We start from the raw sequence: 14,627 nt of genomic DNA, 5'->3' as shown, positions 1-14,627 counted from the left end.
GTGGGAGCCCCCGCCGTCCCGCTGCTGCTGCTGGCGCTCGTCCTCGTCGTCGCCGCCGGCCTGGTGGCCGCGGCCGAGTCAGCGATCGCCGGCACCTCGCGCCGCCGCGCCCGCGACCTGGAGGCCGACGGCCGCCGCGGTGCCGCGGCGCTGACCCGCGTGCTGGAGTCGGCCGCGCCCGTCCTGACCGTCTGCACGCTGCTGCGCGTGGTCTTCGAGACGCTGGCGGCGGTCTGCGTGACCGTGGTCGTCGCCAGCTGGGTGGACTCCTGGTGGCTGGTGCTGCTGCTGGCCGGCCTGGGCATGTCCGCGCTCGACTTCGTCCTCGTCGGCGTCGGCCCGAGGACGCTGGGCCGCCTGCACGCCGAGACCGTCGGCCTGCTGGCCGCGCCCGTCCTCGGGCCGGTCGCCACCCTCATGGGCCCGCTGGCGCGCGCGCTGGTGGCCGTCGGCAACGCCGTCACCCCCGGGCGCGGGCTGGCCCACGGCCCGTTCGGCTCCGAGGCCGAGCTGCGCGAGATCGTGGAGCTGGCCGGGGAGACGGAGGTCATCGAGGCCGGCGAGCAGCGGATGATCCACTCGGTCTTCGAGCTCGGCGACACGATGGTGCGCGAGGTGATGGTGCCGCGCACCGACGTCGTCTCCGTCCGCCGGGGCACCGGTCTGCACGAGGTCGAGGCGCTGCTGCTGCGCTCGGGCTTCTCGCGGGTCCCCGTCGTGGGCGAGGACGCCGACGAGGTCCTCGGCATCGTCTACCTCAAGGACATCGCCCGCCGCTTCCACGCCGACCCGGTCGCCGCCCGCGACGAGGTCGTCGAGCACGTGGCCCGTCCCGCCGTCTTCGTGCCCGACAGCCTGCCCGTGGACGACCTGCTGCGGCGGATGCAGCGCGACACCACGCACGTGGCGATCGTCGTCGACGAGTACGGCGGCACCGCCGGCCTGGTGACCATCGAGGACGCCATCGAGGAGATCGTCGGCGAGATCGCCGACGAGCACGACCGCGCCGCCCCCGAGGTCGAGCACCTGGAGGACGGCGGCTTCCGGGTCCCCACGCGCCTGGGTGTCGACGACCTCGGCGAGCTGTTCGGCTTCGAGATCGACGACGAGGAGGTCGACACCGTCGGCGGGCTGCTGGCCAAGGCGCTGGGGGAGGTCCTCGTGCCGGGTGCCGTCGCCGAGGTGCACGGCCTGCGGCTGGAGGCCGACCGCCGCGGTGGCCGCCGCAACCAGGTCCAGACCCTCCTCGTGCACCGCCTGGCCGAGGACGGCCGCGACGCGCCCGACGCCGACGACGCGCAGCTGCCCGAACCCGAACTCGTCGACGACCGCGCCGGAGGCCCCCGCCATGACTGAACCGCCCACGGACGGGCCCCCGCGGCCCGCGCACCGCTCCGGCTTCGCCTGCATGGTCGGGCGGCCCAACGCCGGCAAGTCCACGCTGACCAACGCCCTGGTCGGGCAGAAGGTCGCCATCACCAGCTCGCGGCCGCAGACCACCCGGCACACCGTGCGCGGCATCGTGCACCGCCCCGACGCCCAGCTGGTGCTCGTGGACACCCCCGGCCTGCACCGCCCGCGCACCCTGCTGGGCCAGCGGCTCAACGACCTCGTCCACGAGACCCTCGCCGAGGTCGACGTCGTGGCGCTGTGCATCCCCGCCGACGAGAGGATCGGCCCCGGCGACCGCTTCATCGCGCAGGCGCTGGCGGCCGTCCCCCGCTCGACGAAGGTCGCCCTCGTCACCAAGACCGACAAGGCGTCCAGGCAGCAGGTGGCCGAGCAGCTGCTCGCGGTCAGCGCGCTCGGCGAGGAGCTGCTCGGCGGGTTCGCCGACGTCGTCCCCGCCTCGGCCGTGACCGGCGAGCAGGTCGACGTCGTCGCCGACGTGCTGCTCTCGCACCTGCCCGAGGGGCCGCGGCTGTACCCCGACGGCGAGCTGACCGACGAGCCGGAGACCGTCATGGTCGCCGAGCTGGTGCGCGAGGCCGCGCTGGAGGGCGTGCGCGACGAGCTGCCGCACTCGCTGGCCGTGGTCGTCGAGGAGATGACCGAGGGCGAGAACGGCGTCCTGCAGGTGTTCGTGTGGCTCTACGTGGAGCGGGAGTCGCAGAAGGGCATCGTCATCGGCAAGGGCGGCTCGCGCCTGAAGGACGTGGGCACCCGGGCCCGGCGCTCGATCGAGGCGCTGCTGGGCACCCGCGTGCACCTGGACCTGCGGGTGAAGGTGGCCAAGGACTGGCAGCGCGACCCGAAGCAGCTGCAGCGCCTGGGGTTCTGACGGCGGTGCGCAGCTGGTTCGCCCTCACGGCGCGCGACCTGCGCGACCTGCTGTGGTCGCTGGTGCCGACGGCGGCCGCGCTGTGGATCAGCGCCCACCTCGTCACCGGGGTGCGGGTGGACTCGCCGTTCTGGCTGCTGGCGTCCGCGGCCGTGCTCGCCGTGGGCGACCTCGTGCTCCGGCCGCTGCTGGGCCCGCTGGTGGCGGTGCTCGGCCCGCTGGTGACGGTCCTGCTGGGCGTGGCGGTGCAGCTGCTGCTGCTGCACACCGCGCTGACGGCGGTGCCGGGGCTGGACCTGAGCTCGCTGAATGCGCTGTGGCAGGTGTACCTGTGGACCGGGCTGGTGGGCGTCGTGGCCCGCTGGCTCGTCGGCTCCAACGACAGCCGCTGGGTGGTGCGCGAGCTGCTGCACCGGCGCACGCACCCGGCCGGCGGCCCGCCCGGGCTGCTCGTGGTGCAGATCGACGGGCTGTCGATGCCGCTGCTGCAGTTCGGCCTGCACTCGGGCACCCTCACCACGATCGCCCGCTGGCTGCGGGAGGGCACCCACCAGGCCGAGGGCTGGCGCGCGCAGCTGCCGTCGACGACCCCCGCCAGCCAGGCGGGGTTCCTGCACGGCAGCACCGAGGACGTCCCCGCCTTCCGCTGGTGGGACCCGGAGCTGCGCCGGGTGCTGGTCTCCAACCGGCCCGCCGACGCCGCCGTCATCGAGACCCGCGTGCGCGCCGCCGCGCACGCCGCCGGCCGCAGCGGCCTGCTGGCGCGCGACGGCGCGAGCATCGGCAACGTCTTCTCCGGGGAGGCCGGGCACGCCCACCTCGTCGTCTCGACCTCCCGCGCGGGCGGCTCCGGGCGCCCGTACCTGCGCTACGTGGCCCGCCCGTTCGTGCTGCTGCGCAGCCTGCTGCTGACCCTGGGCGAGATCGTCAAGGAGCTGTACCAGGGCTGGCACCAGCGGGTGCGGCGGGTGGAGCCGCGCATCCCGCGGCGCGGCTGGTACGTGCTGCTGCGCGCGGTGACCAACGCCCTGCTGCGCGACCTCAACGTCGCCCTGGTGGCCGAGGAGCTCTCGGCGGGGCGGGAGGTGGTGTTCGTGGACTTCCTCGACTACGACGAGGTCGCCCACCACGCCGGGGTGGCGCGCCCGGAGTCCCTGGACGCCCTCGCCGGCATCGACCGCGTCCTGCAGACCCTGGCCGACGTGGCAGCGGTCTCCCCGCGCGACTACCGCGTCGTGCTCGTCTCCGACCACGGGCAGGCGCAGGGCGCCACGTTCGAGCAGGTGTGCGGCCGGCACCTGCGCGACCTCGTCGCCGACCTGCTGCAGGTGCAGAGCCCGGGCACCCCGACGGTGACGACGGCCGCCGGCAGCGAGGTGCGCGGGCGCGTGGACGTCCTCGTGCGCGAGTTCGGCACGCACACCAAGGCCGAGCGCGCCAGCTCCGGGCACGAGCCCGAGGACGAGCCGGTGCCCGGCGAGGACGCCGTCGTCGTCTCGACCGCCGGCTGCACCGCGCTGCTGTCGGTGCCCGACGCCCCCGGCGGCCGCCTCGACCTCGACGCGGTCGACCGGCGCTGGCCGGCGCTGGTGCCGGGCCTGCTGGGCACCCGCGGCATCGGCTTCGTCGTCGGCCGCCGCGACGGCACCGTGCTGGCGCTGGGCCCCGACGGCGAGCACGACCTCGTCACCGGCCGGGTCACCGGGGCCGATCCGCTGGCCTGCGTCGGCCCCCGCGCCGCCGGGGAGCTGCTGCGGCTGATGCGCTTCCGCACCGCGCCGGCCCTCTTCGTGCACTCCGCGGTCGACCCGGTCACCGGGGAGGTGCACGCCTTCGAGGAGCAGGTCGGCTCGCACGGCGGGCTCGGCGGCTGGCAGACGGAGGCGGTGCTCGTGCACCCCGCGGAGTGGCCGGTCGACGAGGACCTGCGCGACCGCAGCGTGCCGGGGGAGGCACCGCTGGTGGGGGCCGTGGCGGTGCACGAGCAGCTGCAGCGCTGGCTGCGCCGCGCCCGGGCGGAGGCCGCGGGTGCGCTGCCCGGTGCGGTCGGCGGTGCGGTCGGCGGTGCGGGCAGCGGTGCGGGCAGCGGTGCGGGCAGCGGTGCGGGCGGCGGCCGGGAGGTGCTCTCGTGAGCGCGCGGGTGCGCTGGCTGGGCCACTCCAGCGCCACCGTCGACGTCACCACGGCTGCGGGCGAGGTGCGCGTGCTCACCGACCCGGTGCTGCGCCGCGGGCTCGCGCACCTGCGCCGCCGACCGCCCGTCCCGGCGGCGACCGACGCGGCCGGGGCGCACCTGGCCCTCGTCTCCCACCTGCACCACGACCACTGCGACCTGCCGTCGCTGCGCAGCTCGCGCCCGGACCTCGTGGTGGCACCGCCGCGCTCGGCGCTGTGGCTGGCCGGGCGGCTGCGCGGCGGCAGCCGGGTGGTCGAGGTGGCGGTGGGCGCGACCCGGACGCTGGCGCTGCACGCCGCCGCGGGGCAGGTGCAGGTGCAGGTCAGCGCGCTGCCCGCCCACCACGCCGGGCACCGCACCGCGGGCTGGGCCGAGAGCGCCCCGGCCGACGCGCTCGCCGTGCAGCACCTCGTCCGCGTCCCGGGCGCCTTCCCCGCCCGCCCGGCGGCCGCCGGCGGGGAGGACCTGCTGCTGTGGGCCGTCGGCGACACCGGCGAGTTCGACCGCTGGGCGGCGGTGCTCGACGTGGCGGGCCGGGCGCCCGACGTCGCGCTCGTGCCCGTCGGCGGCTGGGGCCACACCCTGGGCCCGCACCACCTGGACCCCCGCCAGGCCGCCGCGCTCGTCGCCCGGGTGCGGCCCGCGGTCAGCGTCCCGGTGCACTGGGGGACCCTGCACCCGGTGGCGCTGAGCCGCACGATGGGCGACCGGTTCGTCGAACCCGGGCGCCGCTTCGTCGCCGAGGCGCGCCGGCTGGGCGTCGGGGGAGCGGTGCAGCTGCCCGTCGGCGGGGTGCTGGAGCTCGACGACGCGGGCGAGCCGGTCGCCGCACCGGGCCGCTGACCGCCGGTCCCGCCCCCGTCCGGGGGACGCCGGTTTGACAGCGGCGGCCGGTTGAGCATTTGATGTGCCGACCATCAAGAGCGGCCGAGAGACCTGGCTCGACGACGCCGCAGCAACCTCTTCGGGTTCCCTGGCCGGAACCCGTCCGTGGTGCTCACGCCAGGACCGATGGAGGAGCAGTTGCCGGCCGCACCGTCCGCAGAACTCGTCGACGCGCTCGACGTCGAACTCCGCCAGGTGGAACGCACCTTCGGCGGCCACCGCGTCCTGCAGGACCTGGACCTGCGCATCGACGCCGGCAGCACGGTCGCGCTGCTCGGCGCCTCCGGCAGCGGCAAGTCGACGCTGCTGCGCCTGGTCGCGGGACTGGACCGGCCCACGAGCGGAACGGTGTCCGTGGGGGGTGAATCCGTGCGCGGGCCCGGCCGGCGCACCGCCGTCGTGTTCCAGGAACCCCGGTTGCTGCCGTGGCGCGACCTCGCCGGCAACGTCGCGCTGGGGCTGCCCCTGGGCACCCCCCGCGCGCAGGGCCGCGACGCCGTCCTGCACCGCCTGGAGACCGTGGGGCTGGCCGACTTCGCCGGGCACCGCCCGCGCCGCGTCTCCGGCGGCATGGCCCAGCGGGCCGCGCTGGCCCGCGCCCTGGTGCGCCGCCCCGGCGTCCTGCTGCTCGACGAGCCGTTCGCCGCGCTGGACGCGCTGACGCGGCTGCGCATGCAGGACCTGCTCGACGGCGTCCAGCGCGACTCCGGCACCACGGTGCTGCTGGTCACCCACGACGTCGACGAGGCCCTGCACCTGGCCGACCGGGTGCTCGTCCTGGCCGCCGACGGCGACCGGGGCGCGCAGGTCGTGCGCGACCTGCGGGTGGACGCACCGCGACCGCGCGACCGCGCCGACGCCCAGCTCGCCGCGCTGCGCGTCGAGCTGCTGGAACTGCTCGGCGTCCCCCGCACCACCCGCACGCCCTCCTGAGGCCCCGCCCTCCCTCCCGCTCCACCCCCCGCTCCACCCCGCTCCCGAGGAGAACCATGTCCGCACCGTCGACCGTCCTCGCCCGCCGCAGCCTGCTCGGCCTGTTCGCCGGGGGTTTCGCCCTGACCGCCGCCGGGTGCGTGCAGGGCGAGTCCGCCGGCGGCAGCGCCGTCGCGAGCGGCGGGTCCTCCTCCGGCGCCTCCGGCGGCGACCGGGTGCGCCTGGACTACGCCTTCTACAACCCGCTGAGCCTGGTGGTGCGCCAGCGGAAGATCCTGGAGGACGCGGGCCTGAGCGTGCAGTGGGAGCAGAGCGCGGGGTCCAACAAGGCGAACGAGTTCCTGCGCAACGACAACCTGGACCTGGCCAGCACGGCCGGTTCCGCGGTGCTGCAGGCCCGCGCCAACGGCCTGGCGGTGAAGACGGTGGACGTCTACTCGCAGCCGGAGTGGACGGCCCTCGTGGTCGCGCAGGGTTCCGCCGTCGCCGACGTGGCCGCGTTGCGCGGCAAGCGGATCGCCGCCACGACCGGCACGGACCCGTACTTCTTCCTGCTGCAGGCCCTCGAGGTCGCCGGTCTCGCCCCGACGGACGTGGAGATCACCAACCTCCAGCACGCCGACGGGCGCGCCGCGCTGGAGCGCGGTGACGTCGACGCCTGGGCCGGGCTGGACCCGAACATGGCCACCAGCGAGCTGCAGGCCGGCTCGAAGCTGCTGTACCGCAACGTGGACTTCAACACCTACGGCGTGCTCAACGCCCGCGAGCAGTTCGTCGAGGAGTCGCCGGACCTCGTGCAGCAGGTCGTCGACGCCTACGAGCAGGCGCGCGCCTGGGCGATCGGCAACGCGGAGGAGTTCGCGGCCCTGTACGCCGAGCAGGCGCAGCTGACGCCCGAGGTCGCCGCCCGCGTCCTGGAGCGCACCGGGCTCGACATCGACCCGGTGCCGGGCGAGGCGCAGCGCACGGTCCTCACCGGGATCGTCCCGCTCATGGCCGCCGCCGCGGCGGTCCCCTCCGAGGACGCCGCCTCGAGCGCGCTCGAGGGCCTGCTGGAGCCGCGGTTCGCCGAGCAGGCGAGCGCGTCGGCCGGCGCGTCGAGCACCGCGTCGAGCACCGCGTCGTGACGGGTGGGCGCAGCCGGCCGGCCGGGCGCTGGCTGCTGGGTCTCGTGCTGCCGGTCCTGCTCCTGGTGGCCTGGCAGCTGTCGTCGACGCTCGGGCTCTTCAGCGCCAACCAGCTGCCCCCGCCGCCGGACGTGCTGGCGGCGGCCCGGCGGTTGTGGGGCACCGGGACGCTGCAGCACAACATCGCCATCAGCGTGCAGCGGGTGCTCGTCGGGTTCGCCTGCGGAGCGGTCGCGGGCATCGTGCTCGGTGGTCTCACCGGGTTGTCGCGCTGGGTGGACGACCTGCTCTCGCCCACGCTGGGTGCGCTGCGCTCCGTCCCCTCGCTGGCGTGGGTGCCGCTGCTGGGGTTGTGGATCGGGATCGGCGAGACGCCGAAGATCGTGCTCGTCGCGATCGGGGCGTTCTTCCCCGTCTACACGACGGTCTCGAGCGCGCTCGCGCACGTCGACCCGGCGCTGCTGGAGGTCGGCCGCGCCTACGGCCGGCGCGGCGTCCGGTTGTTCGGCGAGGTGCTGCTGCCCGCGACGGCGCCCTCGCTGCTGTCCGGCCTGCGCCTGGGGCTGGCGCAGAGCTGGCTGTTCCTCGTCGCGGCGGAACTCATCTCCAGCGCGATCGGGCTGGGGTACCAGATGACGAACGGGCAGAACACCGGGCGCACCGACGAGGTCCTGCTGGCCATCGTCCTGCTGGCCCTGCTCGGCAAGCTGTCCGACGTCGTCCTCGGCCTCGTCGAGCGGCGGGTGGCGGCCCGCCGGGCGTGAGGCGGCCGCGGGGCCGGTGCGGTTGCGGCAGACTGCCGTCGTGGTGGTGCGGCGCAGCGCGGGCGTCCTGCTGCACCGGCGCGGCGCCGGCGGCGGCCGCGAGGTGCTGCTCGGGCACATGGGCGGGCCGTTCTGGGCCCGCAGGGACGAGCGCGCCTGGTCGATCCCCAAGGGGGAGCCCGAGGAGGGCGAGGACCTGCTCGCCACCGCGCTGCGCGAGTTCGCCGAGGAGCTGGGCCACCCGGTGCCGGTCGCGGAGCTCACGCCGCTGGGGGAGTTCCGCCAGTCCGGCGGGAAGGTCGTCACCGTCTGGGCCGCCGAGGGGGACCTGGACGTCACCGCGGTGCGCGGCGGCACCTTCGCGCTGGAGTGGCCGCCGCGCTCGGGCCGGTTGCAGGAGTTCCCGGAGATCGACCGGGCGGCGTGGTTCGCGCCCGAGCAGGCGCGCGTCAAGCTCGTCGCCGGCCAGGTGCCCGCGCTGGAGCGGTTGCTCGAGCAGCTGGCCGGCGACGGCTGACCCCCGGGCCCCCGGGCCCCCGGGCGCGGGACCGGGGGAGGGGGTCAGGGGACGGTGTACCCCGCGGCGCGGAACAGCTCGTACCACTCCGCGCGCGTCAGCGGCAGGTCTGAGCCCTGCGCCGCGGCGGCGACCCGCCCGGGGTTCGTGGTGCCCAGCACGACCTGCATGTTCGCCGGGTGGCGGGTGATCCACGCGGTGGCGACCGCCAGCTTCGGCACGTCGTACTGCCCGGCCAGCCGGTCCAGGACGGCGTTGAGCTCCGGGTAGCGCGGGTCGTCGAGGAACACCCCGTCGAAGAACCCGGCCTGGAACGGCGACCACGCCTGCACGGTGATGTCGTTGAGGCGGCAGTAGTCCAGCAGGCCGGCGTCGCGGGAGACCGACTGCTCCAGGCCCTGCATGTTCGCGGCCACCCCCTGCGCCACCAGCGGGGCGTGGGTGATCGACAGCTGCAGCTGGTTGGCCACCAGCGGCTGGCGCACCGAGCGCTTGAGCAGCTCGATCTGGCCGGGGGTGTGGTTGGAGACCCCGAAGGCGCGGACCTTGCCGGCCTCGTGCAGCTCGTCGAAGGCGCGCGCCACCTCGTCGGGTTCGACGAGGGCGTCGGGGCGGTGCAGCAGCAGGACGTCGATGCGGTCGGTGCGCAGCGCCTCCAGCGAGGCGTTCACCGACGCCACGACGTGCTCGTAGGAGAAGTCGAAGTACGGACCGTCGGGCACGATGCCGCACTTGGTCTGGATCGTGACCGCGTCGCGCTCGGAGGGGCTCAGCGGCACCGCCTCGGCCCAGCGCCGCTCGCAGCGGTGCAGGCCCTGGCCGTAGACGTCGGCGTGGTCGACGAAGGTGATGCCGGCCTCGCGGGCGGTGGTCCACAGGGTGCGGACCTCCTCGTCGGACATGTCGACGATGCGCATGAGGCCGAGGACGACGTTCGGCACCTGCAGGCCGGTGGTGCCCAGGGGGACGGTGCGCACGCTCACGCCTCCGACAGCTTCGCGACCTCGTCCGCGCTGAGCGTCAGCTCGGCGGCGCGGGCGGAGTCGGTGATGCTCTGCGGGCGCGAGGAGCCGGGGATGGGGATGACCACCGGCGCGAGGGCCAGTTCCCACGCCAGCGCGACCTGCTGGGGACTCACGCCGCGGGCGTCGGCGATCTGCTGGAACGCGGTGTGCTCCTCGCCGAGCCCGCCGGCGCCCTTGATGCCGCCCAGCGGGCTCCACGGCAGGAACGCGATGCCGAGCCGCGCGCAGTGCTCCAGCTCGCCGAGGCTGGAGCGGAAGGCGGGGGAGAACTGGTTCTGCACGGAGACCAGCCGGCCGCCGAGGACCTCGTTGGCCTCGTCGATCTGCGCGACGTCGGCGTTGGAGATCCCGGCCATCTGGATGACGCCCTCGTCCAGCAGTTCGGCGATCGCCCCCACGGACTCCGCGTAGGGGACGTTGGGGTCGGGGCGGTGGAACTGGTACAGGCCGATGGCCTCCACGCCCAGCCGCTTCGCCGAGGCCTTCGCGGCCTCCTTCAGGTGCTCGGGGCGGCCGTCCTGGTACCACGTCCCGTCGCCGGGGCGCAGGCTGCCGCCCTTGGTGGCGACGACGACCTGGGAGGAGTCGCCGCCCCAGCCGCGCAGGGCCTCGGCGATGAGCTCCTCGTTGTGGCCGACCTCGCCGGCGTCGCGGTGGTAGGCGTCGGCGGTGTCGACGAGCGTGATCCCCGCGTCCAGCGCGGCGTGGATCGTGGCGAGGCTGCGCTCGCGGTCGGGGCGGCCCTCGATCGACATCGGCATGCCGCCGAGGCCGATCGCGGAGACCGTGCGGGTTCCGAGGCTTCGTTGCTCCATGGCGGCGACCCTACGAACGCCGCATCCAGGAGTCCAACGATCGTTCCTTCTGCGATCCAGCAGCTGCGCTTCTGGATACGGTGCGCAGGTGGACCTGCGCCAGATGGAGTACCTCGTCGCCCTCGCCGACGAGCGGCAGTTCACCCGCGCCGCCGCCCTCACCGGGGTCTCGCAGTCGGGGTTGTCGGCGGCGATCCGCACCCTGGAGGACGAGCTGGGCACCACCCTGTTCCGGCGCACCTCGCGGCGGGTGGAGCCGACCGACGCCGGGCTGGCGCTGCTGCCGCACGCCCGCTCGATGCTCGAGCTGGCCACCGCCGCGCGGGACGCCGTCGTCCAGGCCACCCGCGCGCTGTCGGGGACCCTGCGCGTCGGCGCCGAGCAGTGCCTGGGGCTGGTCGACGTCTCCGCCCTGCTGGAGCGCTTCCACCGCCGCTTCCCGCAGGTCGAGATCTCCTTCGCGCAGGCCGGCTCGCACGACCTGCTCACGCAGGTGCGCGACGGCGAGCTCGACGTCGCCCTCGTCGCCACCACCGAGCACCTGGGCGCCGTGACGGCCACCGAGCTGGGGCGCGAGCCCCTCGTGCTGCTCGCCCCGCCGGCCTCGGCGCTGGCCGCCCGCGCCGAGGTGGCCTGGGCCGACCTCGCCGACGCCGCGTTCATCGACCTGCACCCCTCGTGGGCGGTCCGCACGCTGGGCGACGGCGCCTGCGCCGCGCGCGGCGTCCACCGCCGGGTGCGGTTCACCGTCGGCGACGTGCACACCCTGCTCGACCTGGTCGGCCGCGGGCTGGGCGCGGCGATCGTGCCCCGCCACGTCGCCGCCAAGCCGCAGGCCGCGGGCCTGGGCGTCGTGGCCATGCCCGCGGACGCACCGGCCTGGGTGGTCTCCGTGGTCACCGGTGCCCGCGAGCGCGCCGGTTCCCCCGCCCCGCACCTGCTGGAGCTGCTGCGCACGCCCGCGGAGGCCGGCGCGCGCGATCAGGGCCTGCGCGATCAGGGCCTGCGCGATCAGGGCCTGCGCGAGACCGCGAACGTGCGCAGGAACGGCAGCGGCGTGCCCCAGGGGCGGGCGGGGTAGGCCTCGCGCAGCAGCGCGCCGTACTCGCGCTCGAACTCGGCGGCGGCCGGCGCGTCCAGCGCTCGCAGCACCGGGCGCAGCGCGGTGCCCCGCACCCACTCCAGCACCGGGTCCGGGCCGGTCAGGACGTGCTGGTACTCGGTCTGCCAGACGTCCGCCTCCAGCCCCGCACCGCGCAGCAGGTCCAGGTACTCGCCCGGCGCGGCGACGGACTCCGCCCCGCGCAGGACCCCGGCCAGGCGGTGCCGCCACGGCGGGGAGGAGGCCAGCTCGCGCATGAGCCGGTGGGAGGGGGCCTCGAAGTTGCTCGGCACCTGGAAGGCCAGCCAGCCGCCCGGTGGCAGCTGCGCCGCCCAGCGCCGCAGCAGGTCAAGGTGCCCGGGGACCCACTGCAGGACGGCGTTGCTGACGACGACGTCGACGCCGCTCGCGTCGACGTCCTCCGCGCGCCCGAGGGAGAACTCCACGCCGGCACCGGCGTCGGCGCCGGCCGTCGCGGCCGCCACCATCTCCGGGGAGGCGTCGAGGCCGCGCACCCGCGCGCCGGGCCAGCGCAGCGCCAGCGAGCGGGTCAGCTCGCCGGAACCGCAGCCGACGTCGAGGACGAGGCGGGGTGCCTGCGCGCCGACCCGGGCGAGGAGGTCGCCGAAGGGGCGGCTGCGGGGAGCGGAGAAGCGGGCGTACTGCTCCGGGTCCCAGCGCGGCGTGCCCGCGCCGGGTCCCTCGCCGCGCCGGCCGCCGCCGGGGCTGCGCGTCACGACCGGCCGCCGGGGGCGCGGCGGGCGCGCAGCAGCTCCAGGGCCACGGGCACCAGCGACACGAGCACGACCCCGGCGACGATCGGCAGCAGGTAGGCGTCGATGCCGGGGATGCGCTGCCCGAGCAGGTGACCGGCCAGCACCGCTCCGAGCGACCAGACCAGCCCGCCGGCCACCTGCCACAGCGCGAAGCGCCGAGCGGGCACGCCCACCGCGCCGGCCAGCGGGTTCAGCAGGGTGCGCACGACCGGGATGAAGCGCGCCAGCACGATCGCGCGGCCGTGGCCGTAGCGCTCGAGCAGCTCCCGCGAGCGCCGCAGGCCCGCCGCCCGGCGGGGGTGGCCCGGCCGCTCCAGCACCCGGGGGCCGGCCGCGCGGCCGATGAGGTAGCCGGTCTGCGCCCCCGCCAGCGCTCCCGCAGCGGCCGCCACCAGCACCGGCGCCAGGTCGAGGTGGGTGCTGCCGCTGGTGGCCGTCAGTAGCCCCGCCGTGAACAGCAGCGAGTCGCCGGGCAGGAAGAAGCCGACGAGCAGGCCCGTCTCGGCGAACAGGACCACGAAGACGCCCACGGCGCCGAACGTCGACAGCAGGTGGGTGGGGTCCAGCAGGGAGCTCATGGGGTCCTCGGTCCTCGGGGCGGCGGGCGGCGACCGCCCCAGCGTGCCCGGGGCACCCCGCTCCGGCGCGCTGGACGGCCGCCGGGCCACACTGCGCGGGTGAGCACCGACACGCACACGGGCACGAGCGCGGGCACGAGCGCGGGGATCCCCTCCCTGTCGATCGCCGAGGCCGCCGACCGGCTGGGGCTGAGCACGCACGCGCTGCGCTACTACGAGACCGAGGGGCTGCTCGTCGGGGCGCCCGCGCGCACCGCCGCCGGCCGCCGCCGCTACGACGAGCAGGACCTGCGCTGGATCGCGATGGTCCAGCGGCTGCGGGCCACGGGGATGCCGGTCCGCGACGTGCGCGAGTACGCCCGGCTGTGCCGGGCGGGAGCGGGCAACGAGCAGCAGCGCCTGGCGCTGCTGCGCGCCCACCGCGAGCGCGTCCTGGCCGAGCTCGCCGAGGTGAGCGGCCACCTGGGCGCCATCACCGCCAAGATCGAGCTGTACGAGGGGACCGTCGGCGCCCGCTGACCGCCCGTGCCGGCCCACCCGCGGGGCCGGGTTGACTTCGAGCGCGCTCGAAGTCGGAGGCTGGGGCCATGAGCTACCCGCACCGCACCCTCGGCAGCGCCGCGAACGGCACCGCGCTCGACGTCTCCGCCCAGGGGCTGGGCTGCATGGGCATGAGCGAGTTCTACGGCCCCGGTGACGAGCAGGAGTCGCTGGCCACCATCGGCGCGGCCCTCGACGCCGGGATCACCCTGCTCGACACCGCCGACATGTACGGCCCCTTCACCAACGAGCAGCTCGTCGGGCGGGCGATCGCCGGACGCCGCGACGAGGTCGTGCTCGCCACCAAGTTCGGCAACGAGCGCCGCGCCGACGGCACCCGCCGCGTCAACGGCCGCCCCGAGTACGTGCGCGCCGCGTGCGAGGCGAGCCTGCAGCGCCTGGGCGTCGACGTCATCGACCTCTACTACCAGCACCGGGTGGACACCACCGTGCCGGTCGAGGAGACCTGGGGCGCGATGGCCGAGCTCGTGCAGGCCGGCAAGGTGCGCCACCTGGGCATCAGCGAGGCCGCTCCCGAGACGATCCGCCGCGCCCACGCCACCCACCCGGTGACGGCGCTGCAGACGGAGTGGTCGCTGTGGACGCGCGAGGTGGAGACCGACGGCGTCCTGGCGACCGTGCGCGAGCTGGGCATCGGCTTCGTCGCCTACTCCCCGCTGGGCCGGGGCTTCCTGTCCGGTGCGATCCGCAGCGTCGACGACCTCGCCGAGGACGACTTCCGCCGCGCCAACCCGCGCTTCCAGGGCGAGGCCTTCGCCCGCAACCTGCAGCTGGTCGACGAGGTGCGCGCGCTCGCGGCCGCCAAGGGCGTTCCCGCCGGCCAGGTCGCGCTGGCGTGGCTGCTGGCCCAGGGGCCGGACGTGGTGCCCATCCCGGGCACCAAGCGGCGCCGCTACCTGGCCGAGAACGCGGCCGCCGTGCAGGTGGAGCTGAGCGCGGAGGACCTGGCCCACCTCGAGCGCGTCCTGCCGGTGGGCGCCGGCGCCGGGGACCGCTACCCGGACATGAGCACCGTCCGCCGCTGAGCGCTCCACCGCCCCCGCTCCGCGGTGATCCTCCTCCAGGCGCTGGGCGCCTGGAGGAGGAT

At 75.9% G+C, this 14,627-nt stretch carries 15 protein-coding genes and 1 riboswitch; of the genes, 11 read left to right on the top strand and 4 right to left on the bottom strand.

Going from position 1 to position 14,627, the window contains the following annotated elements:
- The 8 genes from ACRYM2_RS15370 to ACRYM2_RS15335 all read left to right on the top strand — a co-directional run bounded on the left by ACRYM2_RS15370 (nt 1) and on the right by ACRYM2_RS15335 (nt 8,683).
- Nucleotides 1-1,356 carry a hemolysin family protein gene (locus tag ACRYM2_RS15370; RefSeq protein ID WP_432523279.1) on the top strand — a complete coding sequence of 452 codons (1,356 nt, stop codon included), beginning with the start codon at nt 1-3 and terminating at the stop codon, nt 1,354-1,356.
- The gene (gene era, locus ACRYM2_RS15365; protein ID WP_432523278.1) at nt 1,349-2,281 is read left to right on the top strand and encodes a GTPase Era; all 933 of its coding nucleotides are present in this window, start codon (nt 1,349-1,351) and stop codon (nt 2,279-2,281) included. The genes ACRYM2_RS15370 and era overlap by 8 nt, the downstream gene beginning before the upstream one ends.
- A gap of 5 nt (nt 2,282-2,286) precedes the next feature.
- Nucleotides 2,287-4,413, top strand: coding sequence for an alkaline phosphatase family protein (locus ACRYM2_RS15360; protein ID WP_432523277.1), 2,127 nt, complete (start codon nt 2,287-2,289; stop codon nt 4,411-4,413).
- The gene (locus ACRYM2_RS15355; RefSeq protein WP_432523276.1) at nt 4,410-5,300 is read left to right on the top strand and encodes an MBL fold metallo-hydrolase; all 891 of its coding nucleotides are present in this window, start codon (nt 4,410-4,412) and stop codon (nt 5,298-5,300) included. The genes ACRYM2_RS15360 and ACRYM2_RS15355 overlap by 4 nt, the downstream gene beginning before the upstream one ends.
- A 68-nt stretch (nt 5,301-5,368) precedes the next feature.
- Nucleotides 5,369-5,475: riboswitch (SAM riboswitch) on the top strand.
- On the top strand, nt 5,469-6,275 hold the full coding sequence (locus ACRYM2_RS15350; RefSeq protein WP_432523275.1) for an ABC transporter ATP-binding protein: 807 nt from the start codon (nt 5,469-5,471) through the stop codon (nt 6,273-6,275). Its footprint overlaps the riboswitch before it by 7 nt.
- A 56-nt stretch (nt 6,276-6,331) precedes the next feature.
- Nucleotides 6,332-7,402 (top strand): aliphatic sulfonate ABC transporter substrate-binding protein, encoded by a 1,071-nt coding sequence (locus tag ACRYM2_RS15345; protein WP_432523274.1) that lies wholly within the window; start codon nt 6,332-6,334, stop codon nt 7,400-7,402.
- Complete coding sequence (locus ACRYM2_RS15340) at nt 7,399-8,166, top strand: ABC transporter permease (protein WP_432523273.1); 768 nt, start codon at nt 7,399-7,401, stop codon at nt 8,164-8,166. The genes ACRYM2_RS15345 and ACRYM2_RS15340 overlap by 4 nt, the downstream gene beginning before the upstream one ends.
- Before the next feature lie 40 nt (nt 8,167-8,206).
- On the top strand, nt 8,207-8,683 hold the full coding sequence (locus ACRYM2_RS15335; RefSeq protein WP_432523272.1) for an NUDIX hydrolase: 477 nt from the start codon (nt 8,207-8,209) through the stop codon (nt 8,681-8,683).
- A 44-nt stretch (nt 8,684-8,727) separates the two neighbouring features.
- Here the strand turns inward: ACRYM2_RS15335 and ACRYM2_RS15330 are convergent, their stop codons facing one another.
- Both ACRYM2_RS15330 and ACRYM2_RS15325 read right to left on the bottom strand, forming a co-directional pair.
- Entirely contained in the window at nt 8,728-9,660 is a 933-nt protein-coding gene (locus tag ACRYM2_RS15330) for an aldo/keto reductase (protein WP_432523296.1), read from the bottom strand.
- A 2-nt stretch (nt 9,661-9,662) separates the two neighbouring features.
- On the bottom strand, nt 9,663-10,523 hold the full coding sequence (locus ACRYM2_RS15325; protein ID WP_432523271.1) for an aldo/keto reductase: 861 nt from the start codon (nt 10,521-10,523) through the stop codon (nt 9,663-9,665).
- A gap of 88 nt (nt 10,524-10,611) precedes the next feature.
- Between ACRYM2_RS15325 and ACRYM2_RS15320 the strand changes: the two genes are divergently transcribed.
- A complete protein-coding gene (locus tag ACRYM2_RS15320) occupies nt 10,612-11,604 on the top strand; it encodes a LysR family transcriptional regulator (RefSeq protein ID WP_432523270.1) in 993 nt (330 codons plus the stop codon).
- On the opposite strand, the gene ACRYM2_RS15315 is transcribed toward ACRYM2_RS15320, so the two are convergent.
- Both ACRYM2_RS15315 and ACRYM2_RS15310 read right to left on the bottom strand, forming a co-directional pair.
- A complete protein-coding gene (locus tag ACRYM2_RS15315; protein ID WP_432523269.1) occupies nt 11,535-12,362 on the bottom strand; it encodes a methyltransferase domain-containing protein in 828 nt (275 codons plus the stop codon). The genes ACRYM2_RS15320 and ACRYM2_RS15315 overlap by 70 nt on opposite strands.
- Entirely contained in the window at nt 12,359-12,979 is a 621-nt protein-coding gene (locus ACRYM2_RS15310; protein WP_432523268.1) for a DedA family protein, read from the bottom strand. Before ACRYM2_RS15310 ends, ACRYM2_RS15315 begins: the two co-directional genes overlap by 4 nt.
- Before the next feature lie 99 nt (nt 12,980-13,078).
- Between ACRYM2_RS15310 and ACRYM2_RS15305 the strand changes: the two genes are divergently transcribed.
- Entirely contained in the window at nt 13,079-13,498 is a 420-nt protein-coding gene (locus ACRYM2_RS15305) for a MerR family transcriptional regulator (RefSeq protein WP_432523267.1), read from the top strand.
- A 68-nt stretch (nt 13,499-13,566) separates the two neighbouring features.
- Nucleotides 13,567-14,565 carry an aldo/keto reductase gene (locus ACRYM2_RS15300; RefSeq protein WP_432523266.1) on the top strand — a complete coding sequence of 333 codons (999 nt, stop codon included), beginning with the start codon at nt 13,567-13,569 and terminating at the stop codon, nt 14,563-14,565.
- Nucleotides 14,566-14,627 lie beyond the last annotated feature (62 nt).

The organism is Kineococcus aridisoli, assembly GCF_050871885.1.
GTDB lineage: Bacteria > Actinomycetota > Actinomycetes > Actinomycetales > Kineococcaceae > Kineococcus.
This window is presented reverse-complemented; position numbering and strand designations above follow the sequence as displayed.

Bases quoted from the DNA above. Each gene is read 5' to 3' on its own strand.
- era (WP_432523278.1), top strand. From the start codon at position 1,349: ATGACTGAACCGCCCACGGACGGGCCCCCGCGGCCCGCGCACCGCTCC.
- ACRYM2_RS15350 (WP_432523275.1), top strand. From the start codon at position 5,469: ATGGAGGAGCAGTTGCCGGCCGCACCGTCCGCAGAACTCGTCGACGCG.
- ACRYM2_RS15345 (WP_432523274.1), top strand. From the start codon at position 6,332: ATGTCCGCACCGTCGACCGTCCTCGCCCGCCGCAGCCTGCTCGGCCTG.
- ACRYM2_RS15325 (WP_432523271.1), bottom strand. From the start codon at position 10,523: ATGGAGCAACGAAGCCTCGGAACCCGCACGGTCTCCGCGATCGGCCTC.
- ACRYM2_RS15310 (WP_432523268.1), bottom strand. From the start codon at position 12,979: ATGAGCTCCCTGCTGGACCCCACCCACCTGCTGTCGACGTTCGGCGCC.
- ACRYM2_RS15300 (WP_432523266.1), top strand. From the start codon at position 13,567: ATGAGCTACCCGCACCGCACCCTCGGCAGCGCCGCGAACGGCACCGCG.